Source organism: Streptomyces californicus, assembly GCF_000717645.1.
Lineage (GTDB): Bacteria > Actinomycetota > Actinomycetes > Streptomycetales > Streptomycetaceae > Streptomyces > Streptomyces californicus.
Map to the genome: position 1 here is coordinate 321517 of NZ_JNZZ01000003.1, position 23136 is coordinate 344652.

General features: G+C 73.8%; 21 protein-coding genes. 7 read left to right on the forward strand and 14 right to left on the reverse strand.

Going from position 1 to position 23136, the window contains the following annotated elements:
- Window positions 1–15: 15 nt before the first annotated feature.
- The 11 genes from moeZ to IF19_RS0106420 form a co-directional block, all read right to left on the reverse strand.
- Complete coding sequence (gene moeZ / locus IF19_RS0106370) at window positions 16–1194, reverse strand: adenylyltransferase/sulfurtransferase MoeZ (RefSeq protein WP_030113670.1); 1179 nt, start codon at window positions 1192–1194, stop codon at window positions 16–18.
- A 99-nt stretch (window positions 1195–1293) separates the two neighbouring features.
- The gene (locus IF19_RS0106375; protein ID WP_030121997.1) at window positions 1294–2118 is read right to left on the reverse strand and encodes a spherulation-specific family 4 protein; all 825 of its coding nucleotides are present in this window, start codon (window positions 2116–2118) and stop codon (window positions 1294–1296) included.
- The gene (locus tag IF19_RS0106380) at window positions 2106–3071 is read right to left on the reverse strand and encodes an NAD-dependent epimerase/dehydratase family protein (protein WP_030277704.1); all 966 of its coding nucleotides are present in this window, start codon (window positions 3069–3071) and stop codon (window positions 2106–2108) included. The genes IF19_RS0106375 and IF19_RS0106380 overlap by 13 nt, the downstream gene beginning before the upstream one ends.
- Window positions 3072–3308: 237 nt before the next feature.
- Window positions 3309–5486: a hypothetical protein gene (locus tag IF19_RS1000000138885; RefSeq protein WP_418952751.1), complete on the reverse strand. Its 2178-nt coding sequence runs from the start codon at window positions 5484–5486 to the stop codon at window positions 3309–3311.
- A gap of 190 nt (window positions 5487–5676) precedes the next feature.
- On the reverse strand, window positions 5677–7410 hold the full coding sequence (locus IF19_RS0106390; RefSeq protein WP_234310509.1) for a dipeptide ABC transporter ATP-binding protein: 1734 nt from the start codon (window positions 7408–7410) through the stop codon (window positions 5677–5679).
- Entirely contained in the window at window positions 7407–8396 is a 990-nt protein-coding gene (locus tag IF19_RS0106395) for an ABC transporter permease (RefSeq protein ID WP_030119490.1), read from the reverse strand. The genes IF19_RS0106390 and IF19_RS0106395 overlap by 4 nt, the downstream gene beginning before the upstream one ends.
- The gene (locus tag IF19_RS0106400; protein ID WP_030119489.1) at window positions 8393–9385 is read right to left on the reverse strand and encodes an ABC transporter permease; all 993 of its coding nucleotides are present in this window, start codon (window positions 9383–9385) and stop codon (window positions 8393–8395) included. Before IF19_RS0106400 ends, IF19_RS0106395 begins: the two co-directional genes overlap by 4 nt.
- A 2-nt stretch (window positions 9386–9387) precedes the next feature.
- Entirely contained in the window at window positions 9388–11112 is a 1725-nt protein-coding gene (locus IF19_RS0106405; RefSeq protein ID WP_030119488.1) for an ABC transporter substrate-binding protein, read from the reverse strand.
- A gap of 284 nt (window positions 11113–11396) precedes the next feature.
- Window positions 11397–11492 (reverse strand): Ms4533A family Cys-rich leader peptide, encoded by a 96-nt coding sequence (locus tag IF19_RS1000000138800; RefSeq protein ID WP_317992276.1) that lies wholly within the window; start codon window positions 11490–11492, stop codon window positions 11397–11399.
- A 79-nt stretch (window positions 11493–11571) separates the two neighbouring features.
- Window positions 11572–13023 (reverse strand): DUF3152 domain-containing protein, encoded by a 1452-nt coding sequence (locus tag IF19_RS0106415; RefSeq protein WP_030119487.1) that lies wholly within the window; start codon window positions 13021–13023, stop codon window positions 11572–11574.
- A gap of 8 nt (window positions 13024–13031) precedes the next feature.
- Window positions 13032–13997: an alpha/beta fold hydrolase gene (locus tag IF19_RS0106420; protein ID WP_030277707.1), complete on the reverse strand. Its 966-nt coding sequence runs from the start codon at window positions 13995–13997 to the stop codon at window positions 13032–13034.
- Window positions 13998–14115: 118 nt separating this feature from the next.
- Between IF19_RS0106420 and IF19_RS0106425 the strand changes: the two genes are divergently transcribed.
- From IF19_RS0106425 to IF19_RS0106440, 4 genes are all read left to right on the forward strand, one after another.
- Window positions 14116–14331, forward strand: coding sequence for a hypothetical protein (locus tag IF19_RS0106425; RefSeq protein ID WP_030119484.1), 216 nt, complete (start codon window positions 14116–14118; stop codon window positions 14329–14331).
- A gap of 167 nt (window positions 14332–14498) precedes the next feature.
- Window positions 14499–15140, forward strand: a complete 642-nt coding sequence (locus IF19_RS0106430; protein WP_030119483.1) for a TetR/AcrR family transcriptional regulator — start codon at window positions 14499–14501, stop codon at window positions 15138–15140.
- A gap of 205 nt (window positions 15141–15345) precedes the next feature.
- Complete coding sequence (locus IF19_RS0106435; RefSeq protein WP_003966467.1) at window positions 15346–15573, forward strand: DUF3107 domain-containing protein; 228 nt, start codon at window positions 15346–15348, stop codon at window positions 15571–15573.
- A 364-nt stretch (window positions 15574–15937) separates the two neighbouring features.
- Window positions 15938–16210, forward strand: coding sequence for a hypothetical protein (locus IF19_RS0106440; RefSeq protein ID WP_030119482.1), 273 nt, complete (start codon window positions 15938–15940; stop codon window positions 16208–16210).
- Between the two features lie 9 nt (window positions 16211–16219).
- Here the strand turns inward: IF19_RS0106440 and IF19_RS0106445 are convergent, their stop codons facing one another.
- Window positions 16220–16966: a ferritin-like fold-containing protein gene (locus tag IF19_RS0106445; RefSeq protein ID WP_030119481.1), complete on the reverse strand. Its 747-nt coding sequence runs from the start codon at window positions 16964–16966 to the stop codon at window positions 16220–16222.
- A gap of 314 nt (window positions 16967–17280) precedes the next feature.
- Here IF19_RS0106445 and IF19_RS0106450 point away from each other — a divergent pair, with 314 nt between their 5' ends.
- Window positions 17281–19833 (forward strand): DEAD/DEAH box helicase, encoded by a 2553-nt coding sequence (locus tag IF19_RS0106450; RefSeq protein ID WP_078580426.1) that lies wholly within the window; start codon window positions 17281–17283, stop codon window positions 19831–19833.
- Window positions 19834–20006: 173 nt separating this feature from the next.
- Window positions 20007–20864, forward strand: coding sequence for an alpha/beta fold hydrolase (locus tag IF19_RS0106455; protein ID WP_030119478.1), 858 nt, complete (start codon window positions 20007–20009; stop codon window positions 20862–20864).
- Between the two features lie 88 nt (window positions 20865–20952).
- On the opposite strand, the gene IF19_RS0106460 is transcribed toward IF19_RS0106455, so the two are convergent.
- Window positions 20953–21864: an NYN domain-containing protein gene (locus tag IF19_RS0106460; protein ID WP_030119477.1), complete on the reverse strand. Its 912-nt coding sequence runs from the start codon at window positions 21862–21864 to the stop codon at window positions 20953–20955.
- Between the two features lie 207 nt (window positions 21865–22071).
- Here IF19_RS0106460 and IF19_RS1000000137585 point away from each other — a divergent pair, with 207 nt between their 5' ends.
- The gene (locus tag IF19_RS1000000137585) at window positions 22072–22224 is read left to right on the forward strand and encodes a hypothetical protein (RefSeq protein WP_003966472.1); all 153 of its coding nucleotides are present in this window, start codon (window positions 22072–22074) and stop codon (window positions 22222–22224) included.
- 182 nt (window positions 22225–22406) lie between these two features.
- Here the strand turns inward: IF19_RS1000000137585 and IF19_RS0106470 are convergent, their stop codons facing one another.
- Window positions 22407–23012, reverse strand: a complete 606-nt coding sequence (locus tag IF19_RS0106470) for a MarC family protein (RefSeq protein WP_030119476.1) — start codon at window positions 23010–23012, stop codon at window positions 22407–22409.
- Window positions 23013–23136: the final 124 nt, after the last annotated feature.

Genomic DNA, 23136 nt, shown 5'->3' on the forward strand with positions numbered 1-23136 from the left:
CGTCCTGCCGAGCGCCTAGTACACCGGCTTCTCGGGCTCGATCTGGTTGACCCAGCCGATCACGCCGCCGCCCACGTGCACCGCGTCGGCGAAGCCCGCGGACTTGAGGACCGCGAGGACCTCGGCGCTGCGGACGCCCGTCTTGCAGTGCAGGACGATGCGCTTGTCCTGCGGGAGGTCCTGGAGGGCGGTGCCCATGAGGAACTCGTTCTTCGGGATCAGCTTCGCGCCGGGGATCGAGACGATCTCGTACTCGTTCGGCTCGCGGACGTCGATGATCTCGATCTTCTCGTCGCCGTCGATCCACTCCTTGAGCTGCTTGGGAGTGATCGTGGCTCCGGCCGCCGCCTCCTGGGCCTCCTCGGAGACGACGCCGCAGAACGCCTCGTAGTCGATGAGCTCGGTGACGGTGGGGTTCTCGCCGCAGATCGCGCAGTCGGGGTCCTTGCGGACCTTGACCTGGCGGTACTGCATCTCCAGGGCGTCGTAGATCATCAGCCGGCCGACCAGCGGGTCGCCCACGCCGGCGAGCAGCTTGATGGCCTCGGTGACCTGGATGGAGCCGACCGACGCGCAGAGCACGCCGAGCACGCCGCCCTCGGCGCAGGAGGGGACCATGCCCGGCGGCGGGGGCTCCGGGTAGAGGCAGCGGTAGCAGGGGCCGTGCTCGGACCAGAACACGGACGCCTGGCCGTCGAAGCGGTAGATCGAGCCCCACACGTACGGCTTGTTCAGCAGCACCGCCGCGTCGTTGACGAGATAGCGGGTGGCGAAGTTGTCCGTGCCGTCCACGATCAGGTCGTACTGCGCGAAGATCTCCAGCACGTTCTCGGCTTCGAGCCGCGTCTCGTGGAGGATCACGTTCACGTACGGGTTGATGCCGAGCACCGAGTCCTTGGCCGACTGCGCCTTGGAACGGCCGATGTCGGACTGGCTGTGGATGATCTGGCGCTGCAGGTTCGACTCGTCGACCTCGTCGAACTCGATGATGCCCAGGGTGCCGACCCCGGCCGCGGCCAGGTACATGAGGGCCGGCGAGCCGAGGCCGCCGGCGCCGACACACAGCACCTTGGCGTTCTTCAGACGCTTCTGTCCGTCCATCCCGACATCCGGGATGATCAGGTGGCGGGAGTACCTGCGGACCTCGTCGACGGTGAGCTCAGCAGCTGGCTCGACCAGGGGTGGCAGCGACACAGGAACCTCAACAATGCAGGTGGTCGGAGTTTACGCGGACCGGCCTCTTACGGTCGGCTACGTACGGTTGTTCTCCTCGTAACACTGCCACGCCCCTTCTCATTCCGAGATACCGGGTCCGATCCGCGAGACGATTTCGTCCCAGTACCTGGGCAGGGTCGCGAAGGGATCGCTCTGCCCGTCCCGGTCGTCCCGGTCGGTGAAGAAGATCGTCCCCGCCCCCTGCCAGCGGGCGACGCGCATGGCCTCCTCCAGGTGGGTGCGCGGGACCCCGTGGACGAAGTGGGCGAACCGCTCCGGCGGGTAGTCGGCGGTCCACTCGGCCACCTGCGACCAGCGGTAGTCGGTCCAGGGGCCCTGGAAGGTGACCAGTTGGTCGGCCGCCTCCGCGTAGCCGGGGTACGGCTGGAAGCCGTGGCCCAGCACCAGCCGGCCCCCGTCGTCCGCGCTGTCGCTCGCGGCGAGCAGCGCGTGGAGCGTGCCGGTGAGCCGACGGACGGCGGGCAGCCCGGAACGCTCTCCGGGGCAGCGGGCGAGATAGAAGCCGCCGACCCGGTACCAGTCGATGAACGACCGGGCGTCCGCGATCAGTTCGTCGAACGGCCGCTCGCCGTGGGCCAGGTCGAGGTGGCCGAGCAGCCTGCCGCCGGAGGCCCGGACGGCGTCGTCCGGGGCCTCCCCGCGCAGGGCCCGCTCACGGGCGTTGCGCAGCCGGCCCGCCGCCTCCAGGCAGTGCGGGTCGGGCCGGGCGCCGGGGCCGTTGGCGATGTTGAGGACGGCCCAGTGCAACGGGGTGCCGGGGCGGGTCAGTTCGGCCCATTCGGCGGGGGCGAGCAGCGGGTGGGCGTAGCCGGGGACGCCGAAGCCGAGCTGCTCGCCGCTCGCGGTCCGGCAGGCGTCGGCGGGGGCGGTCAGATACGGCACGCCGCCTCCATCCAGATGTCCGCGAGGGACTCCTCCAGGTTGATCCGGGGCCGCCAGCCGAGCCGGTCCCGGGCGGTGCGCACATCGGCCTGCTGCCAGGCGCCGCAGCCGTCGGGGTACGGGGACGGGGTGGCGGAGAGGTGTTCCATGACGGACTCGGCGGAGGTGCGCGGGGCCCCGATGGGCAGGCGCGGAGGCGGCCCGTCCAGTTCGTGGAGCGCGCCCGCGTAGCCGGCGACCCGGGCCAGGACGGCGGCCGCGTCGCGGAGCCGGACGGCCCGCCCGGTACCGATGTTGACGACGCCCTGCGCGGCGGAGAGCGAAGCGGCGTGGACGGCCCGCGCCACGTCCCGTACGTCGACGAAGTCCCGCTGCACGCCGAGGCCGCTGAGCTTCAGCTCGCCGTCGCCCGCCTGCATGGCCCGGCGCATCGCCTCGGCGAGCCGGCCGAGCGGGGAGCCCGCGGGGGTGCCGGGGCCGACGGGTGAGAAGACCCGCAGCACGACGGCGTCGAGGCCGGAGCCGAGGACGAGTTCGGTGGCGGCGAGCTTGCTGACGCCGTACGGGCCGCCGGGGCGCGGGACGGCGTCCTCGGCGGTGGAGGAGCCGGGCTGCGATGGCCCGTACTCCGAGGCGCAGCCGACCTGGACGAGCCGGGCCCCGCAGCCGCTGCGGCGCAGGGCCTCGCAGACGGTGGCGACGGCGACGGTGTTGTGGCGGGTGAGGTCGCGGGCGCCGCCGCGGGTGGCGCCCGCGCAGTTGACGACGACTCCGGGGTGGACGGCGTCCAGGAAGCGGGTGAGCGCCCCGGGGCTGCCGCCAGCGAGGTCGAACCGGACGTCGGCGTCGTCGCCGCGTCCGAGGGCCGTGAGGTGGACGGCGGGGTCGGCGAGCAGCCGGTCGGCGACGAAACGGCCGAGGAATCCGTTGGCTCCGAGCAGCAGCACCCTCATCGCGCACCGCCTCGGTGCCGACGACTCACTGCCGGTGCGGGGGATTGGGGGGTCATGGCGGGTTTCTCCTAGGTCACTCAGTGGTCGTACGTGCGGGGAGGCCCGCGGCGTCGGCTCCGCGGGAGTGGTGCGGGTGAAGCGGATGGTGCGGGTGGAGCGGTTCGTGAGGGGGGGTGGTGCGGGGGTCGTTCTCGTGGGGGGAAGTTCAGGGGGCCCGTATGCCGGTACGTCGGCGGCTCAGGTCCGGGGGTGCGTGCGGGCGAGGGCCCGGGAGAGGGCGGAGGGGGCGTACAGCAGGAGGCCGAGCGCGGCCGTCCCGCAGGCGAGGGCGCCCACGGCGCCGGTCCCGCCCACTGAGACGAGGGCGTTCACGGGCTGGGCCACCGGTTCGAGTCCGGGCAGCCGGCCGGAGAGCGCGAGCGCCGGGGCGGCGGCCTCGACGGCACAGGCGGCGGCGAGCGCGACCGCGCCGGGCTCCGGCAGGCCGTGCGCGGCGAGCAGGCGGGCGAGGAAGAAGAGGAGCCCGAGGGCGACGGCCGCGAAGCTCGTGCCGCCCCCGCCGAGGGCCCGGTCGGCCAGGTGGAGCAGGGGCAGCAGTGCGCCGAGGAAGAGGGCGGCGGCGAGCAGGAGGGGGCGCACGCCCGCGCCGAACTCCTCCGGGGTGCGGCTGCCGGCCCGTTCGCGGTGCGCCCGGAGGGTGAAGAGGTGGGCGCACCCGGCGGCCGGGGCGACGGCGACGGCGAGGCCGAGCAGCGGGGCCGGGTCGCCGCCCCACCACCCGTCCGGGCCGCCGGTCATGACCTGGTCGAGCAGGCCCTCGCCGTACACGGCGTAGCCCAGCAGCCAGCAGGCGTACAGACCTGCGCGGCCCGTTCCGCCGGGGGCGCGCAGGGGTCCGTGCGCCAGGCAGGCGCGCAGGGCCAGGCAGGCCAGCAGGGCGCCGACGACGGTGACGAGAGCCCGCGCCCCGTCGCCGAGGACGCCCTCGGTGATCCGGAGCGCCCCGGCGGTCGCCAGGCAGGCGGCTCCGGGGAGCAGCGCGAGCAGGGTCCAGGCGGCCCGCGCGGCGGTGTCGGGGTCGACGCCGGACGGGTCCACGGCCCGTTCGCGCGGGTCCCGGTGGTGGGGCGGCAGGGCCGTCACCGGGCCGGCCGGAACCCGACGGGCGGTGGCGGGACTCCGCCGCGCCGTGGCACGGGGCGCGATCCCGGCGGGCCGCTCGGGCGCTATCGCGGGCCGGTCGGGGACGGCGGGGATCGCCGGGTCGTCCGGACGGGTCATCGAGCGGTCTCCGTGATCGGGGCGGGCCGTGCGGCGTCGGCGGGGTACGGGGGCGGGCTCCGAGCCCGAGAGAGCCACCGGGGCGGGGGCGGGCACGAGGGCCGAGCCCGGGGCGGCCGGGGCGGGCACCGAGCCCGGGGCGGCCGGGGCGGCCTCCGGGCCCGGGGCGACCACCAGGGACGAGCCCAGGGCGGCTGGGGCAGCCGCCGAGCCCGGGGCGACCACCAGGGCCGAGCCCGGGGCGACTGGGGCAGGCGTCGAGCCCAGGACAGCCACCGGAGCCGAACCCGGCGCGGCGGGGGCGGGCGTCGGGCCCTGGGCGGGCGCGGAAGCCGACTGCGGGACCGTCCCCAGGGGCAGAGGCGTCCCGGCGGGCACGACTTCCGCGCCGACCAGCCCGGTGGCCGGCACTGAGGCCGGGGCGGCCGGGGCCGGGGCAAGCGTCGAGCCCGGGGCGGCCACAAGGGCCGGGGCCGGGGCGGCCGGGGCAGGCGTCGAGCCCGGGACGACCACGAGGGCCGAGCCCGGAGCAGTCAGGGCAGGGGCGAGCTCCGAGACCGAGAAAGCCATCGGGGCGGGGGCGGCCCCCGAGCCCAGGACAGCCACCAGGGCCGGGGCAGGCGTCGAGCCCAGGACAGCCACCGGAGCCGGCCCCGGGGCGCCCCCCGAGTCCGTTGCGGCCGGGCCGGCTGAGGGCGGTGGGGTGCCGTACGCGTCCGTCGCGTACGCCTTCCGGTGCGCCGGGGCGTGCGCCATCGGCTCCCGGGGGACGCCACGACATGCCGCAAGGCCCTGTGCTACGGCGGAGCGTGTGCGTGCCGCCGCGCCCGGCCGGTCCTCGGCCGTCAGCGGCGCCCCGAAGAAGCGTTTGGCCAGCGGCCCCGGAAGGGCGGCCGCCCTTCCGGAGACCTCGTGGCGTCCACCGCCGCGCCGGTCCCGCTGCGGCACGGTGCGCATCCGGTTGACCCGGCGCGGCAGGGTGGCCCGGCCCCGGCTCTCCCGGTGGGCGGGGTGGCTCGGGACGGTGAAGGCGGACTCGCGTTGCGTCAGTCCGCGCACCAGTCGGCCGCGCCAGAGCCAGGACTCACCGGTCGCGTACGGGCGCGCACCCTCGGTGAGCAGTCCGATCCGCACGAGTACACCCCCGATCTCCCTTGTGGGCCGCCGCCTTCGACAGGGCGATACGCGGCGGGACGACCGTAAGCGGATCCATCGGTGGTGCGACGGACGGTTGTCCGTCGCACCACCGAAAGGGGTGAACCGTCGTAACTTTCCCGGGCCCGTCGCGTTCTGTCGCGATACGGCGGCCGGCCGTTACGGAGGGTCAGGCTCGGGCCAGCTCCCGCCGGGCCGCGCGGCGGGCCGCCGCAAGCCCGGGATCGAGGGCCGGCACGGCGGCCAGGAGCTGTCGGGTGTACGGGTCGCGGGGGTCCTCGTACACCGCGTCGGCCTCGCCCTGCTCGACGAGAACGCCCCGGCGCATCACCGCGACCCGGTCGCTGACCTGCCGGACAACGGCGAGGTCGTGGGCGATGAAGACCAGGCCGATGCCCAACTCCCGCTGGAGTTCGGCGAGCAGTGCGACGACCTGGGCCTGTGTGGTGACGTCCAGGGCGGAGACCGGTTCGTCGCAGACGATCAGCTTCGGTTCGGCGGCCAGGGCGCGGGCGATCCCGACGCGCTGGCGCTGTCCGCCGCTGAACTCGTGCGGGTAGCGCTCGAAGTGCGCCGGTTCCAGTCCGACGCGCTCCAGGAGTGCGCCCACCCGATCCCGGATGCGCCCCTCGTCGCGTTCCCCGGCGGCCCGGAGCGGGTCGGCCACGGACTCCCCCACCGAGCGGCGGGGGTTGAGGGAGGCCACGGGGTCCTGGAAGACCATCTGGAGCTCGCGGCGGAAAGGCCGCAGCTCCCTCTCCGGCAGGGCGCCGATCTCCCGGCCCCGGTAGCGAAGACGGCCCGACGTCGGGTCGAGCAGCCGGACCAGCATCCGGCCCAGAGTGGTCTTGCCGCTGCCGCTCTCGCCGACGATGCCCAGCGTCTCCCCGGCGCGCACGGTGAGCGAGACCCCGTCCACGGCGGCGACCCGCCCGCTCCCCCGCCCGAACGCCCGCCGCAGGTCCACGGCCTCGATCAGCGGCGCCGCGTCCTCCACTGCGGGCACGAGCGGCGCGCCCTCCACCGCGGATACGGACGCCGTCCGGCGCACTTCCAACCGCGGCACCGCCGCCAGCAGCTCCTTCGTGTACGGCTCGCGCGGCGCGCCCAGGACCCGGGCGACCGGCCCGCGTTCCACCTCCGCGCCCCGGCGCATCACCAGCACGTCGTCCACGCTCTCCGCCGCCACGCCCACGTCATGGGTGACCAGCAGCAGCCCCATGCCCGTCTCGTGGCGCAGATCGTGCAGCAGGTCGAGGATCTGCGCCTGCACGGTGACGTCGAGCGCGGTCGTCGGCTCGTCCGCGACCAGCAGGCGCGGTTCGCAGGCCAGCGCCATTGCGATGAGGGCGCGCTGCCGCATGCCCCCGGAGAACTCGTGCGGGCGCAGCCGGGAGCGGCGGGCCGCGTCCGGGATGCCGACCCGGTCCAGCACCTCCACCGCGCGGGCGCGTGCGGCCCTGCGGTTGACGGGGCGGTGGACGCGGTACACCTCGGCGATCTGGTCGCCCACCGGGTAGTACGGGTCGAGCGAGGACAGCGGGTCCTGGAAGACCATGGCGGCCCGCGCGCCCCGCAGCGCCCGCAGCCCGCGCTCGTCGGCCGCGTTCACGTCCGTGCCGGCGACCAGGACGCTCCCGCCGACCCGGGCGCCGGTGCCCCGGTGGAGACCGAGCAGCGCGTAGGCGGCGGCGCTCTTCCCGGAGCCCGACTCCCCCACCACGCCGAGCGCGCCGCCGGGCTCCAGGGTGAAGGAGAGCCGGTCCACGGCCCGGACCTCGCCGAAGTCGACGGTGAGGTCCGTGACCTCCACCAGGGGGTCGGCGGAGCCGGCCGCACCGCTCGACGACGTGCCGGAGCCGGTGGCCCCGGCGGGGCCGGTCAGGGGTTCGTGCGAGGTCATGACAGGGCCACCCGTCGGTCGGCCAGCGCGTACAGCAGGTCCGCGACGGCGTTGGCGAGGACGACGAAGAACCCGGTCACCAGCACCATGCCGACCACGACGGGCAGGTCGACGACCTTGACCGCGTGGACGAGTTCGCGCCCGATGCCGGGGATGCCGAAGAGGGACTCGGTGAGCACCGCGCCGCCGAACATCGTCCCGAAGTCCAGGGCGCTGAGGGCGATGACGGGGGCCACCGCGCCCCGGAGCGCGTGCCGTCCGATGACGGCCCGCTCGCCGACCCCGTACGCGCGGAAGGTGCGCACATGGTCCTCGGCGAGGGTCTCCAGCATGGCGCTGCGGGTGAGCCGGGCGTACTTGGCGGACTCGATGAGCGCCAGGGACGTCCAGGGCAGCAGCAGCCCCCAGGCCCACTGTTCGGGGTCCTCGGTGAAGGGGACGTAGGAGGGGGCGGGCAGCCACTGGAGGGTGGAGCAGAACAGGATGATGAGCAGCAGCCCGATGACGAAGACGGGGGTGGCGGAGCCGGCCAGGGTCAGCCAGGTCAGGACGCGTTCGGTGAGCCGGCCGCGCCGCCAGGCGGAGAGCACGCCGGTGCCGACGCCGAGCACCAGCCAGCCCGCGAACGCGCCGATCACCAGGGAGCCGGTCACCGGGAGCTTGGCCAGGATGAGCTGGGTGACCTGCTGGTCGGACTGGTAGGAGACGCCGAGGCAGGGCATCGCGCAGTGTTCGGCGCCGGTGCCGGTGGAGAAGTCCCGGCCGGCGACGATGCCCTGGAGGAAGTGCGCGTACTGCACGTACACCGGGTCGTCCAGCCGCAGTTGCTCGGTGACCTGGGCGACCTGGGCGGGCGAGCAGCGCGGTCCGCAGGCGATCTGGGCGACGTCGCCGGGGGCCACGTAGAAGACCGCGTAGAGGACGACGGTGAGGGCGAGCAGGACGAGGACGGCCCCGCCGAGCCGCCGGAGCAGGAAGCCGGTCATGCGCTCTCCTCCTTGCCGCCGGTACGGGTGCCCACCCGGAGCCGGGAGGCGGCGCGCGGGTCGAGCGCGGTGCGCACGCCCTCGCCGAGGACGGTGAGCGCGAGGACGGTGACGAAGAGGAGCCCGGCGGGGATCAGGAGATACGTCGGGGCCGCCTGGTACCAGGTGTCGGCCTCGGTGAGCATCTGGCCCCAGGACGGGGTGGGCGGTTTGATGCCGACGCCGAGGAAGGACAGGGCCGCCTCGACGATGATGTTGGTGGGGAAGGCGAGGGCCGCGTACGTGATGACGGGCGCGGCGAGCGAGGGCAGGAGTTCGCGGCGGGCGACGGACCACGTTCCGCGCCCGCTGAGCCGGGCCGCGGCGACGAAGTCGAGGGACTTCAGGGTGAGTGCCTGGGCCCGCACGATCTTTGACATGCCGGACCAGCCGATGCCGCCGATGACCAGGGCGATCAGGACGGGCCGGGGGAAGGCCGCGGGGACGATCGCCAGGAGCGCCAGGGCGATGACCATGACCGGCAGGGCGACGTTGATGTCGGTGATCCGGCCGAGGAGTTGGTCGAGCCATCGGCTGCCGAGCGCGGCGGCGAGCCCGATGACCAGGCCGAGGGCGATCTGGAGGGCGGTGGCGACGAGGGCGACGCCGAGCGAGACCCGGGCGCCGTACACGATCCGGGCGAACAGGTCGCGGCCGGTCTGCGGTTCGACGCCGAGCCAGTGCTCGCCGCTGACGCCGCCGAAGGAGCCGATGGGGACGCCGCCGGCCGCCGAGTCGACGAGGTCGGGGTGGTAGGTGTTCGGGTCCTGGCCCGCCAGCGCGGTGAGCAGCGGCGCGGCGAGGGCGGTCAGGACGAGCAGGAGGACGACGAGGGCCGCGGCGGAGGCGGCGCGCTGGGCACGCAGCCTCCGCCAGAACGACCGGGCCCCGGAGGCGGGGGCGACGGCCGGCGCCGCTCCCGCCTCCTGGACCAGCAGTGCTTCGGACATGGTTACTTGACCGCGATCTGGGAGACGTCGAGGACACCGGTCCAGTCGCTGATGACGACGTTCTTGACGTCCTCGCCGTACAGCCGCTTGTAGACCGGGTGGAAGAGCGGGACGGTCAGGGCCTGTTCGCCGATCTTCTTGTCGAGCGCGCCCCAGCGGGCGGCGGCGGCCTCAAGGTCGGTGATCTTGTTGATCTCGTCGATCTCCCGGTTGACCTCGGGGTCGTTCAGGAAGCCGGAGTTGAAGTTGGCGCCGTCCCGGACGATCTGCCGGCCGTCGAAGATCGGGGCGAGGAAGGGGCCGCCGGAGGGCCAGTCGGCTCCCCAGTGGGAGAGGAAGAAACCCGGTTCCTTCTTCGCGCTGCGGATGGTGTCGGAGTAGTCGTTGCTCTCCAGGCCCTGGAGCTCGACCGTGATGCCGGCCTTCTTCAGCGCGGCCTGGATCGCGGTGGCGATCTCCGGGCTGGTCTCGAAGTCCTTGTCATTGGAGTGGGTGAGGGTGACGGTCAGCCCCTTGCCGTGCCCGGCCTCCTTCAGCAGTTCCTTCGCCTTGGCCGGGTCGCCCGTCCTCCCGGCCGGGAAGTGGTCGTAGGGGACGTGCCCGAAGGAGTCCCGTTCGGGCAGGAAGGTGGTCGCGGGTTCGGCGAGGGAGGAGCCGCCCGCCGCGTTGACGACCGAGGTGCGGTCGATGGCGTACGAGATCGCCTGGCGGACCTTCGGGTCGTCGAAGGGCTTCACCTTCGGGTTGAAGGCGATGTAGTTGGTGTAGCCGAAGTGGCCGGTGCCGACGCGGGCGGCGAGCTTCTTGTCGTTGCCGACCTTGGCGAGTTCGGCGGGGCCGAGGTTGGTGTCGGTGGTGACGGCGGCGGCGTCCGCGCCCTGGGAGGCGGAGAGGCGCTGGTTGATGACGGCGGCGTCGAGGCCGGAGCGGACGTCGATCCGGTCGGGGTACGCCTTGCGCTCCTCGTCGGTCGCGGCCGACCAGTGCGGGTTGCGCTCCAGGACGAGGCGCTCGCCGTCGTTCTCGTTGGAGACGACCTTGTACGGGCCCGAGGAGACCGGGTGCTCCTCGTACTTCGTGCCGGTGTCCTTGGCCTGCGGCACCGGGGTGGTCTGCGTCTGGGTGGCCAGATAGGGGAACTCGCCCTCGGGCTTGTTCAGGCGGAAGACGATGGTCCGGTCGTCCGGCGTCTCGATGGAGTCGAGGCCCTTCTCGTCCTTGTACGGGCCCTGGTAGTCGGCCCCGCCGATCAGCCAGTCCCGCAGGTAGGGGGCGCCGCCGGAGAGTTCGGCGGCGAACGAGCGCTCGATGCCGTACTTGATGTCGGCCGAGGTGATCGCGGTGCCGTCCTCGTACTTCTGCCCCTCCTTGAGGGTGTACGTCCACACCGTGGCGTTCTCGCTGGGCGTGCCGAGGTCGGTGGCGAGGTCGGGGACGACCTTCGCGCCCTCGGCCCCGTCCTCGCGGTTGCGGGTGGTGAGGGTGCGGAAGACGAGGGAGGGGACGTTGCCGCCGCCGGAGGTGTAGAGCCGGGCGGGGTCGAAGTCCTGCTGCGGATTGCTGTTGAGGACGGTGAGGGTGCCGCCCTTCTTCGGCTCGCCTGCGGCCCCGGAGCCGGCGGCGGCGCTCTTGGTGTCCTCGGGGCCGCAGGCCGCGAGACCCGCGACGAGGGCGAGAAGCGCGGTGGACGCGGCCACGCGGCGGGATATGACGGACGGTTGACGCATCGGAAGACGACCTCTCGGGGTACGGCGTGCGAGGAATGCGGAGAAAACGATGTCCGCGCGGGCGACGACCGACCGGGTCGCGACTCGACGCCCCCGCGACCGAGAGCGGAAACCGTGGACGGAGACCGGAAACGGGGGCCGGGGCGGCAGCCGGGAAAGGAAAAGGCCGCGCCTGCGAACGGAATGCGTCCGGGCGCGGCGGTCAACGGCCCACCGGAGCCGGAAAAGGGCTCACGGGGAGAGGAAAGAAGAGAAAAAGGGGCCGACGCGCGCTCGGACAGGCGTCAGCTACAGAGAACGTCGGCGACGCAGTGCCCGGTCACGCCGAAAAGCGCCAGCTCAAGGGCGGCGATCTCGGAGGGTGCGGGGCTGCGCGACATGCCGAGAAATATGAACGACCGCCCCGACCACTGTCAAAGCGGAATGGGACGGCCGTCTCATCATGCGGACCGGCTCAGCTCAACCCTTCGGATACACCCAGGGGTTGGGCTTGCACGTGATGCCTTCCAGCTCAACGGTCTTGGTCTGCTGCTGCATCACCGGGGCGAGCGCGCCCGGAGTGCGGCAGCTCACATGGTTGTGGCCGAGCCGGTGGCCGACCTCGTGGTTGATGAGCATCTGACGGTACGGCAGCATTTTGTCCGCGCCGAATGTGACCGCGCCCTGCGCCCAGCGATAGGCGTTGATCATCACGCGGTCGGTCGCGGCGGAATCGCAGGAGACGTTGTCGATCGTGGTGTCCAGACCGGATTTGGCGCACCATTCGCCGGTGGTTCCGGGGCTGGCGAGCGTGATCACGAATTCCGGATCGCCCGAGGAGACGCGCTCGAAGGTCATCGCCCCGTTGTGCGCCCAACTCCGGTCGTCGTTGAGCGTCTTCTGCACGGCTTCGGCGAACAGCCCGGCGTCGAGGCCGAGTCCCTTCTCCACGTCGATCCGGTAGGTGTGCTTCTGGCCCTTTCCGGGGGCCTTCGCCATCCCGGGAACCGCCTCGAACTCGCCGCTCCCCTTGAGGTCGGCGGCCAGCGGGAACGGCTGCGCCATCTTGGCCGCGTACGAGAGGGGCTTCACCTCGGACTTCGGCGAGGCGTTGTGCGGGGTCGGGCGGCTGTCCGAGCGGGACGCCTCCGCGTCCTGGCCCTGCCGCTCCGCGTCGGCGGCGCGCGCGGCGGCGGTGCGGTCGCCGGAGTCCTCCGCGACCTGTCCCGCCACCACGACGGCGAGGACCGCGGTCACCGTGGCGGCGGCGATCCCGGTGCAGGTCCGCGCCCGGTTGCCGCGGCGCGCGGGGCGTTCGTCCGGCTCCGGGGCCTGCGCCCCGGTCTCGCCCTCGGGCTCCGCAGCCGCGGGCGGCGGCCCGGCGGGCGCGTCCGCCTGGGTCTCGGCGTCGAAGGCCTCCAGGAACTCCCGGCGCGGGCCCGGCACGGGGGGCCCGTCCGGCGTCGGCCGCTGCGCCGCCCGCCCGTCCGCGGCGCGCTGGGCCGCGCGCTGCGCGGAGACCTGGCGGGCGACGGCCTGCTTACGGGCGTCGGCGTCCCGCGCCCCGGGGCCGCCGGGATGCGGGCGGTCATCGGCGGACCGCTGCTCCGGGCCGGAGTGCGGGCGGGGCGGGTGGGCGTGCGGCGCGGGGGCGTCGTACGCCCGGCCGGGATGGGCCGGGCCGGCTCCCCAGCCGCCGCCGGGCTCGCGCTGTTCGGGGTGGCCGCCGCGCACCTGCGGGGCGTCGGCGGTGAACGGTCCCCGCCCGTCACCGGCCAGCGGGGAGAACACGTCCCGCCGGTCTCCGTCCGGCGCGTTCCGCCGGCGCCGGCCGGTTCCGGACGCGGTGTCCGCCGCGACGTGCTCGCCGCCCGCTCGCGCCGCCTCGTCCGGGCGGATCGCCGCGGAGCCCTTTCGACTGTGTCGTCCCACGCCCCGGATCAGCTCCCGCCGCTCTCGTCCAGCAGTTCCCGGAACGCCTGGGCGACCGCCTCCGGGTACTCCATCATCGCCACGTGCCCGGCGTCGGGCAGCGTCAGCAGCCGGGCGCCGCGGAAGGCCGCGGACGCCCTGCGCGCCATCCGGTACGAGACGAGCCGGTCCCGTCCGCCGTACACGAGCTGGGTCGGTGCGAGCACCCGCTCGGCCTGGCGCCACAGTCCCTGCTGGCCGCCCAGGGTGTACGCGTCCACGATGCCCCGGGCCGAACGCGTCATCGCGTCCCAGAAGTACGGCAGTTCCAGCCGGCGCTCCATCTCGGCCACCGCGTGGCGGAAGGCTTCCTCGGAGACCCGTGCCGGATCGCCGTAACAGAGTGCCATGACTCCGCGCGTCCGCTGTTCCGCCGTCCAGCCCTTCGTCAGCCGGGCGAACAGGGTGGCGACGCCCGGCACCGCCAGCAGGCCGGTCGGAATGGCGGGGCGCTGCACCCGCCACTCCGGCAGCGCGGGCGAGACCAGGGTGAGCGTGCGCACCAGGTCGGGGCGGACGGCGGCGACCCGGGTGGCGACCGCGCCGCCCAGCGAGTTGCCGAACAGGTGGACGGGGCCGCGCTCCTCCGCGTCGAGCAGCCGGATCACCGCGCGGGCGTGCCCGGTCACCGAGTAGTCGCCGTCGTCCGGCGGCGGCGAGTCCCCGAATCCGGGCAGGTCGACGGCTTCCCCGTCGACCACGTCGGACAGCAGGGGCATCAGCGCGGACCAGTTCTGCGACGAACCGCCGAGGCCGTGCACGTACAGCGCGGGAGGCAGTCCGGCGCGGTCGCCCGGCCGGCAGCGGACGGTCAGACCGATCCCCGGCAGGGAGACGGTGCGCAGCCGTTCACCGTCGGCGACCCGGACGGCACTGACGGTGGGGGCCAGTGCCGCGGCGGCGGCCTGGACACCCGGCAGCTCGGTCGAAGACATGCGCCAATGTTACGAGACGATCACGCCATGAATCATGTGTTCGCCGTCACAAGGCCGGATCGCGGGGTAGACGGGTAACTCCTACGCTGCATGGGGAACGACAGGAAGGGAGCGGCACATGACGGTCGACCCGAGCGACCCGGACACCTTCGAGGGCGTCGAGCAGGACGGACCGGGCCCCGAGGCCCCGGAGGCCGACGCCGCCGAACAGCGCGCGGACGTCCGCCCCCAGGACGACGAAGGGGCCGGTGACGTCGACCCGGCCACCGCCAACGAGGCGGATGTGGCGGAACAGCGCCGGGTGATCCCGCTGGACGAGGACGATTACCGGTAGTACGCCCTGGTTTGCGCGCGACCGGGGAGAACTGTGGGTTCCGCACGCGTCCGGTACGTGAAATTCTGCGTCCGCGCCGCGCACACCCGGGTTACCCGAAAGTACGATGGCTGGGCGGCGCAGCGTGCACGGACCGGCTGTGCTGGAACACATATTTGGGAGGCGGCGTGACAGCCATCGAGCAGACAGAGGCGGCGCGCCCGCGGGGCACCCGCCTGCCCCGCCGCGCCCGACGCAATCAGCTGCTGGGCGCCGCGCAGGAGGTCTTCGTCGCTCAGGGGTACCACTCCGCCGCGATGGACGACATCGCCGAGCGGGCCGGGGTCAGCAAGCCGGTGCTCTACCAGCACTTCCCCGGGAAGCTGGAGCTCTACCTGGCCCTGCTCGACCAGCACTGCGAGTCGCTGCTCCAGGCCGTGCGCACGGCGCTGGCCTCGACGACCGACAACAAGCTGCGGGTCGAGGCGACCATGGACGCCTACTTCGCGTACGTGCAGGACGAGGGCGGCGCGTTCCGGCTGGTCTTCGAGTCCGACCTCACCAACGAGCCCGCCGTGCGCGAGCGGGTCGACCGGGTCTCCCTCCAGTGCGCCGAGGCCATCTCCGACGTGATCGCCGGGGACACGGGCCTCTCCAAGGACGAGTCCATGCTGCTCGCGGTGGGGCTCGGGGGCGTCTCGCAGGTGGTGGCGCGCTACTGGCTCTCCAGCCAGTCCACGGTCCCCCGCGACACCGCCGTCCAGCTCCTCACCTCGCTGGCCTGGCGGGGCATCGCGGGCTTCCCGCTGCACGGCGTCGAGCAGCACTGACGCCCGCGAGCGGCGTCCGGCGGACCGTGACCGGGCCCGCCGCCCGCCCGTCCCGGTCCGCCGGGCGGCCCCGCGCGGCCAACGCCCCGCACGTGTTCGCTGCGGGCGTTGCCGGTCGAGCCCTGAGCGCCCCCTCCGCCGGGCTAATGTGGCTGCGTACGGCGCGGTTCGCCGCGCAAGGACTGACCGTCGGAGGGACATAGCCGTGGAGGTCAAGATCGGGGTGCAGCACACGCCCCGCGAGATCGTTCTGGAGAGCGGGCTTTCCGCCGAGGACGTCGAGAGCGCGGTCGCCGCGGCGCTGGGCGGCAAGGCGGAGCTGCTCAGCCTCACGGACGACAAGGGCCGCAAGGTCCTGGTGCCGGCCGACCGCATCGCGTATGTGGAGATCGGTGAGCCGACCACCCGGCGGGTGGGGTTCGGGACGCTGTAGTCCACGGACGCGACGACCACGGGAGCGGCCCGGCGGGAATTCCTTCCCGCCGGGCCGCTTCTGTGCTGGGCGGGCGCGTTCACGTCTGTGCTGGGCGGGCGCGTTCATGCCCGTGCTGTTGCGCACGCCTCTCCGCACCCCCGCTCACGCCCGTGTGCGCGGGCGCGGCGCACCCGTGCGAGCGTCCGCCGTCGCGCGCTGAGCGGTCCGCACGGGCGGGAGGGGGCCGGCGGTCCCGTCGCAGGTCGGGGCCGGATCCCGTACGGGTCGTGGTGGGCGCGGGAGGGTTGCGCGGCATGGGCGGAGGGTAGGACGGCCTACGACCGTTTTGCCCGCCCCGCACACCCCCGCGAGGTGATCCTCTGTGATCTGGGAATCCATCGGCGCCGCCGTACTCGGACTGGCCCTCTCCTGGGCCGCGCTGCGATCACTGGCCGGCCGGCTCCCGTCCGGCCGCGTGGTCGTTCCGACCGGGGCGCTGGGCGCCCTGTTCGGGGCGTGCCTGACGCACGCCGCCCTGGGGTCCGGCCATCTCCTGGCGACGCTGGTCGGCGCCGCATCCGTCGGCGCGGTGACGCTGTCGCTCCTGATCCGGCCGCGTGGCCGCCGCCTCACACGGTCGGCGGCGGCCCAGTAGTCGCAGCGGTTACGCGGCCAGCCCCAGCGCGGCCATGCGCTTGGTGTGGGCCTCGGTGATCCGGGAGAACATCCGGCCCACCTCGGCCAGGTCGAAGCCGTCCGCGACGCCGCCGACGAGCATCGTCGAGAGGGCGTCGCGGTCGGCGACCACCCGCTGGGCCTGCGAGAGCGCCTCGCCCATCAGCCGGCGCGCCCAGAGCGCGAGGCGGCCGCCGACCCGTGGATCGGCCTCGATGGCGGCGCGCACCTTCTCCACGGCGAAGTTCCCGTGGCCCGTGTCGTCCAGCACGGACAGCACGAGGGCCCGGGTGTCGGTGTCCAGCCGGGCCGCGACCTCGCGGTAGAAGTCGCTCGCGATCGAGTCGCCGACGTACGCCTTGACCAGGCCCTCCAGCCAGTCGGACGGGGCGGTCTGGCGGTGGAAGTCGTCCAGCGCCTTGGCGAAGGGCTCCATCGCGGCGGTGGGGTCCTCCTCGACGGCGGTCAGCCGGTCGCTGAGCTGCTCGAAGTGGTGGAACTCGGCGGCGGCCATCTTCGCCAGCTCCGCCTTGTCCCCGAGGGTCGGGGCGAGCTTCGCGTCCTCCGCCAGCCGCTCGAAGGCCGCCAGCTCTCCGTAGGCGAGGGCGCCCAGCAGGTCCACGACGGCGGCGCGGTACTGCGGGTCGGCGGCCGCGGTGGCCCAGTCCTGAGCGGCGATCCCGGTGGCTTCGGCCGGGTCTGCGGGGGTTTCGGTGGCGTGGTCTGGCGTCTCCATGAACGGAACGATAGCCCTCCCGGCGAACGGCGGAAGGGCCTGGTCAGCCAGGGCCGCCCCACCGTTCCGACGAATTCGTCCAACACATATGCGCGAATCCGGGGTACAGTGGTAATGCGCTTACTGAGCACTCTGCTGTGCCCAGGGCGCACCCTTGAATGAGGATGCCCGGTCGGTGGCCCGATCGGCTCCGACCCGACAGCCCTCCACGCGGTGCGTACGCCACGTACGACTGCAGATGAGGGGCCCCCTCAGCGGCACGAGCGCTCGAGCGACGGCAGTGGTCCCGCGCCACCCGGCCCATCCACGGCCGGATGACCAACCCGGCACGGTACGACCCCCAGCGTTCGCCTCGGACCGCGTTTCACAGAAGAGGCAGCACCCTGACTACGTTCCGAGACCTCGGCATTCTTTCCGAGACGGCCGAAGCCCTTGAGGCGGTCGGCATCACGTCCCCCTTCCCCATCCAGGAGCTGACGCTCCCCGTAGCCCTCTCCGGCTCCGACGTCATCGGCCAGGCCAAGACCGGCACCGGCAAGACGCTCGGCTTCGGTCTCCCGCTCCTGGAGCGCGTGACCGTCCCCGCCGACGTCGAGGCCGGGCGCGCCAAGCCCGAGGAGCTGACCGACGCCCCGCAGGCGCTCGTCGTCGTTCCCACCCGCGAGCTGTGCACCCAGGTCACCAACGACCTGCTCACCGCCGGCAAGGTCCGCAACGTCCGCGTTCTCGCGATCTACGGCGGCCGGGCGTACGAGCCCCAGGTCGAGGCCCTGAAGAAGGGCGTCGACGTGATCGTCGGCACCCCGGGCCGCCTGCTGGACCTCGCGGGCCAGCGCAAGCTCGACCTCTCCCACATCCGCGGGCTCGTCCTCGACGAGGCCGACGAGATGCTGGACCTGGGCTTCCTGCCCGACGTCGAGCGCATCATCACGATGCTGCCGGCCAAGCGCCAGACGATGCTGTTCTCGGCGACCATGCCCGGCGCCGTCATCAGCCTGGCGCGGCGGTACATGTCGCAGCCGACGCACATCAACGCCACGTCGCCCGACGACGAGGGCACGACCGTCAAGAACACGGTCCAGCACGTCTACCGCGCCCACAACATGGACAAGCCGGAGATGCTCGCCCGCATCCTCCAGGCCGAGGGCCGCGGGCTCGCGATGATCTTCTGCCGCACCAAGCGCACGGCGGCCGACATCGCCGAGCAGCTGGAGAAGCGCGGCTTCGCCTCCGGCGCGGTCCACGGCGACCTCGGCCAGGGCGCCCGCGAGCAGGCGCTGCGCGCCTTCCGCAACGGCAAGGTCGACGTCCTGGTCTGCACCGACGTCGCCGCGCGCGGCATCGACGTCGAGGGTGTGACCCACGTCGTGAACTACCAGTCGCCGGAGGACGAGAAGACCTACCTCCACCGCATCGGCCGGACCGGCCGCGCGGGCGCCAAGGGCATCGCGATCACGCTGGTCGACTGGGACGACATCCCGCGCTGGCAGCTGATCAACAAGGCGCTGGACCTGAAGTTCCCGGACCCGCCGGAGACGTACTCCACCTCGCCGCACCTCTACGAGGAGCTGGGCATCCCGGCCGGCACCAAGGGCGTGCTGCCGCGCGCCGACCGGACCCGTGCCGGTCTGCGGGCCGAGGAGGTCGAGGACCTCGGCGAGACCGGCGGCCGCGGCCGCAAGGCCGCCGCCCCCGCCCCGGCGCGCGAGGAGCGCGAGCCCCGCACCCGTACGCCGCGCCAGCGCCGCCGCACCCGTGGCGGAGCCGCGGCGGAGGCGGGCGCCGCGACGGTGCCCGCGCCCGCCAAGGAGACCGCGCCGGCCGGGCCGGCGGCCGAGGGCGACGCGTCGTCCGACGCGCCGCGCACCCCGCGCCGTCGCCGCCGTACCCGCGTCAGCAACCCCGCCGAGGCGTCCGTGGCGGTCGCCGAGGCCCCGGCGGTCCCCGCCCCGGTGGCCGAGGCCGAGGCCGAGCCCGTCGCGCAGCCGGTGGCCGAGGCCACTCCGGTCGCACAGCCGGTGTCCGCTCCGGTCGCACAGCCGGTGGCCGAGGACGTCGCGGAGACGAAGCCGCGCCGCCGTCGCGGCCGTGCCGCGAAGCCGGTGACGGAGGAGACCGCCGCACCCGCCGCCGCACCGGCCGCTTCGGCCCCGGTCGCTTCGGCCCCGGCCGAGTTCCAGACCGTGGCGGTCGCCGCGGGCATCACGGAGCCGGCCCCGGAGCCGAAGGCGCGTCCGCGCCGCCGCGCCCGGGTCGTGAAGCCTGCCGACGAGGTCGACTTCCAGATCGCCCCGGCCGCCGAGCCGGAGCCCGAGACGAAGACGCGCCGCCGCCCGGCACGCGCCACGTCGAAGCCGAAGACCGAGGCGAAGGCGAAGGCCGAGGCCCCGGTGGAGGCCGAGCCCGCGGCCGAGTCGAAGCCGAAGACCCGGACCCGGAAGAAGGCCGAGGCCGTGACTTCCGAGGCCGTGACCGCCGAGTCCGCCGCGGCCGAGACGAAGACCCGGGCGACCCGGGCGACGAAGTCGCGCGCGAAGGCGGAGACGGCTTCGGAGCCCGCGGAGAAGGCGACCGAGAAGGCCGCTGCGAAGAAGGCCCCGTCGAAGGCCGCCGCCAAGGCCACGGCCACGACGGTCGCCGCCGAGCAGCCCGGGACGGAGGCCCCGGCCGCCGAGGCGGAGGCCAGGCCGCGCCGCCGTCGGGCCACCCGCCCGGCCGGCGCCGCCACCGCGACCGCGACTCCGGAGGCCGCCGTGGTCTCCGCGGCCGAGGCCGTGGTGAGCGAGGCCGCCGCCGCGCCGAAGACGCGCCGTCGCCGGGCCACCCGCCCGGCCGGTGCCGCGACGGTGACGGCGACCGAGAGCTGACGCTCCCGGCGACACCGCACGACGAACGGCCCCGGCCCCCGCACCCGCGGGGGCCGGGGCCGTTTCGCTGCCCCTGCGGGGTGTCCGGCGCAGCAGGCGCGGACCCGCCGGGCCCGTCCTTCACGCCCCGGCCGGTGGCGGCGGCCCCGGGGTGGCGGCGATAGCCTCGCCGTATGAGTCGTCCGCCCACCTTCGCCCCGCCGCCCTGCGCCCGCTCCCGTGTCCTGCCCACGGAGCGCGGTGACTTCGCCGTCCTGGACGCCGTACCGCGTACGCCGGAACGGGCCACCGCCCTGCTGCTGCCCGGGTACACCGGCAGCAAGGAGGACTTCGTCGCCCTGCTCGAACCGCTGTGCGCGGCCGGCTACCGGGTGGTCGCCGTGGACGGCCGGGGGCAGTACGAGTCGAAGGGGACGGGCCGCCAGGAGGACTACGCCCGGGCGGAGTCGGCCCGGGACGTGCTCGCCCAGGCGGCGGCGCTGGGGACGGGCCCGGGAGAGCTGCACCTGCTCGGGCACTCGCTCGGCGGCCAGATCGCGCGCGCCGCCGTCCTGCTGGACGCCGCCCCGTTCCGTTCGCTGACGCTGATGTCCTCGGGTCCGGCCGAGGTGGTCGCCGCCCAGCGGGAGAAGGTGAAGATGCTGGGCGACGCGCTGGCCGTGCTGTCGATGGACGAGGTGTGGGAGGCGATGCGGGCGCTGGACCCGCCGCAGGACGCGGACACCGGTGACGGCGCGGACCTGCGCCGCCGCTGGCTCGCCCACGACCCGGCCCAGCTCATCGCCACCGGAGCCCAGTTGGCCACCGAGCCGGACCGGGTGGACGAGCTGGCGGCCGTGGGGCTCCCCGTCCACGTGCTGTCCGGGGAGCGCGACGACGTCTGGCCGGTGGAGCTGTTCGACTCCATGGCGCGGCGCCTCGGCGCCCACCGCACGACGATCGCCGGGGCCGAGCACTCCCCCAACACCGCCCGCCCCCGGGAGACCGCGCAGGCGCTGGCCGCGTTCTGGGACGGTCCGGCCCCCGTCTGACGGGGCGTCCGTCCGGCTCCCCTCTGACGGGGCGTCCGTCCGGCCCCCGGCTGACGGCGCGTCCCACCAGGCGCGGCCCCGGCCCCGCTCAGTACTGCGCCTGGAGGTGCTGCCAGAAGCCGTCGCGGAGCGCCCGCCGCAGGTGGGCGTGGCCGCGCAGCGAGCACTGGAGCAGCCGTTCCGCCTCGACCAGGAGGTCCTGGTCGGTGGAGCCCGGCAGATAGGGCCGGCCGGGCAGCAGGTCGGCCAGGGAGTCGCGGCCCCGGGCGGCGAGCCAGGCGGCGGCGACCTGGGCGCCAACGAAGCGGACGTCCTCCCGGGAGGGGGCCGGTGTGTCGTCCTCGTACGTGGTGACGGGGCGCCGCGTGACGTAGGGGCGGCAGAAGTCGAGGTCGAAGGTGCGCTGGCTGTCGACCTCCCACAGCAGCGGTTCGGCCTGGTTGCGGCCGTCCGCGGCCTCGATGCCCCACAGGTGCACGCGGGCCCCGTACCCCTGGGCCGCCTCCACCGCCGAGACCAGGTCCTCGTCGCCGCCGACGAGGGCCGCGTCGCTGATGGCGCGGTGGCGGGCGAGGGATTCGAGGTCGGTGCGGATGAGGGAGTCGACGCCCTTCTGCTGGTTGTTGGCGTTGAGGTTGCCCAGCCGCACCTTGACGTCGGGCAGTTCGGCGATGGCCTGCTGCTCGGCGGTGTGGATGCGGCGGCGGGCCCCGTCGTACCAGTAGACGCGCAGCAGCCTGCTGTCCGCGAAGATCGTGCGCGCCTTGTCGATGAAGGCGTCGATCAGCCCCTCGGCGTCGAGGTCGAAGGAGCGCCGGTCCTCGGTGCCGGTGACGAGCAGCCCGGCCGCCGCGTACACGTACCCGGCGTCCACGAAGATGGCGTGCGTCGACGGCGTCTTGGCGACCTCGACGAGCATGCGCTGGAGCAGCTCGTTGGTGCGGTCCAGGCGGGCGGCGAGACCGGTGCCCGCGCCGAGCTGCGGGTCCCCCTCGTTCATGCGAACCTCGTGGTCTGTGGTGCTGCGGTTACCAACGGGTACTTAGACATCCAAAAAATTTCCTTAGCGTAGGGAATGTTTGCAGAGGGCATCTCGTTGTAACCGGTGTGGAACGCGAGGGAAGCCTCGCGTTCCTAGTCTTGCCGGTGGGACGCCCCACCGGCGCCAGTAGTTCTCCAGCAGGAGGATCAGACGAAGGGAAGCCCTATGCGCTTCGAGATCATGCGCCTCGACGACGTCGACGGTACCGCCGTGGACAGCACCGTCGTGGACGCCGCCTCCGTCAACCGGATCGTGCAGCAGGCCGCGGCGACGGGCCAGCGCATCTACATCCGGCCGGCCGACAGTACGGCCTCGTAACCGCTCGACGGTCAGGTGACGTCCGATGAGGCCACGGGTCTCGCCGCATCGCGCCGCTGAAGAGGAAGCGCCCCCGCACGGAACGTCCGTGCGGGGGCGCAGTGCTGTACGGAGGAGGGCACGGGGCCGACGGGCCCCTGCGCGAGGAGCCGCCGGGCGGAGCGCCCGCGCCGTCCGGCCGGTCAGGAGTCCTGGATGACCTGGGTGACGCCGTTGATGATCTGCTGGACGGCGATGGCGGAGAGCATCATGCCGGCGAGACGGGTCACCAGCACCACACCGCCGTCCTTGATCACGCGGATGATGACGAGCGAGTAGCGCATGGCCAGCCAGAGCACCACGTGCATGGCGGCGATCGCGGACCACACGGAGAGCTGGCCGCCGAGACCGTCGGCGTGCTGCACGGCGAGGATGACCGAGACGATGGCGCCGGGCCCGGCGAGCAGCGGCATGCCCAGCGGTACGAGCGCCACGTTGACGTCCTTGGTCTGCGTCGGCTCGTCCGTCTTGCCGGTCAGCAGGTCGAGCGCGATGAGCAGCAGGAGGAGTCCGCCCGCGATCATCAGGGCGGGTACGGAGACATGCAGATAGTCGAGGATCTGCTGGCCGAGCACGCCGAACACGGCGATCACGCCGAAGGCGACCATGACCGCCTGGAGCGCCATCCTGCGCTGCACCTTGGCGGGGCGGCCCGCCGTGAGGGCGAGGAAGATCGGGGTGATCCCGGGCGGGTCCATGATCACGAACAGGGTGAGGAAGAGGGATCCGAAGACAGCGACGTCGAACACAGTGAGCCTTGCGAGAGATGAGCGGGCGGTACGGGGCGGCGCGGAGCCGGGCAGCGGGCGTCGCGGTGCGTCGGGCACGCGACGGTACGCACGGGGGCGCGCGGAAAGAGGACGGGTGGTGCGG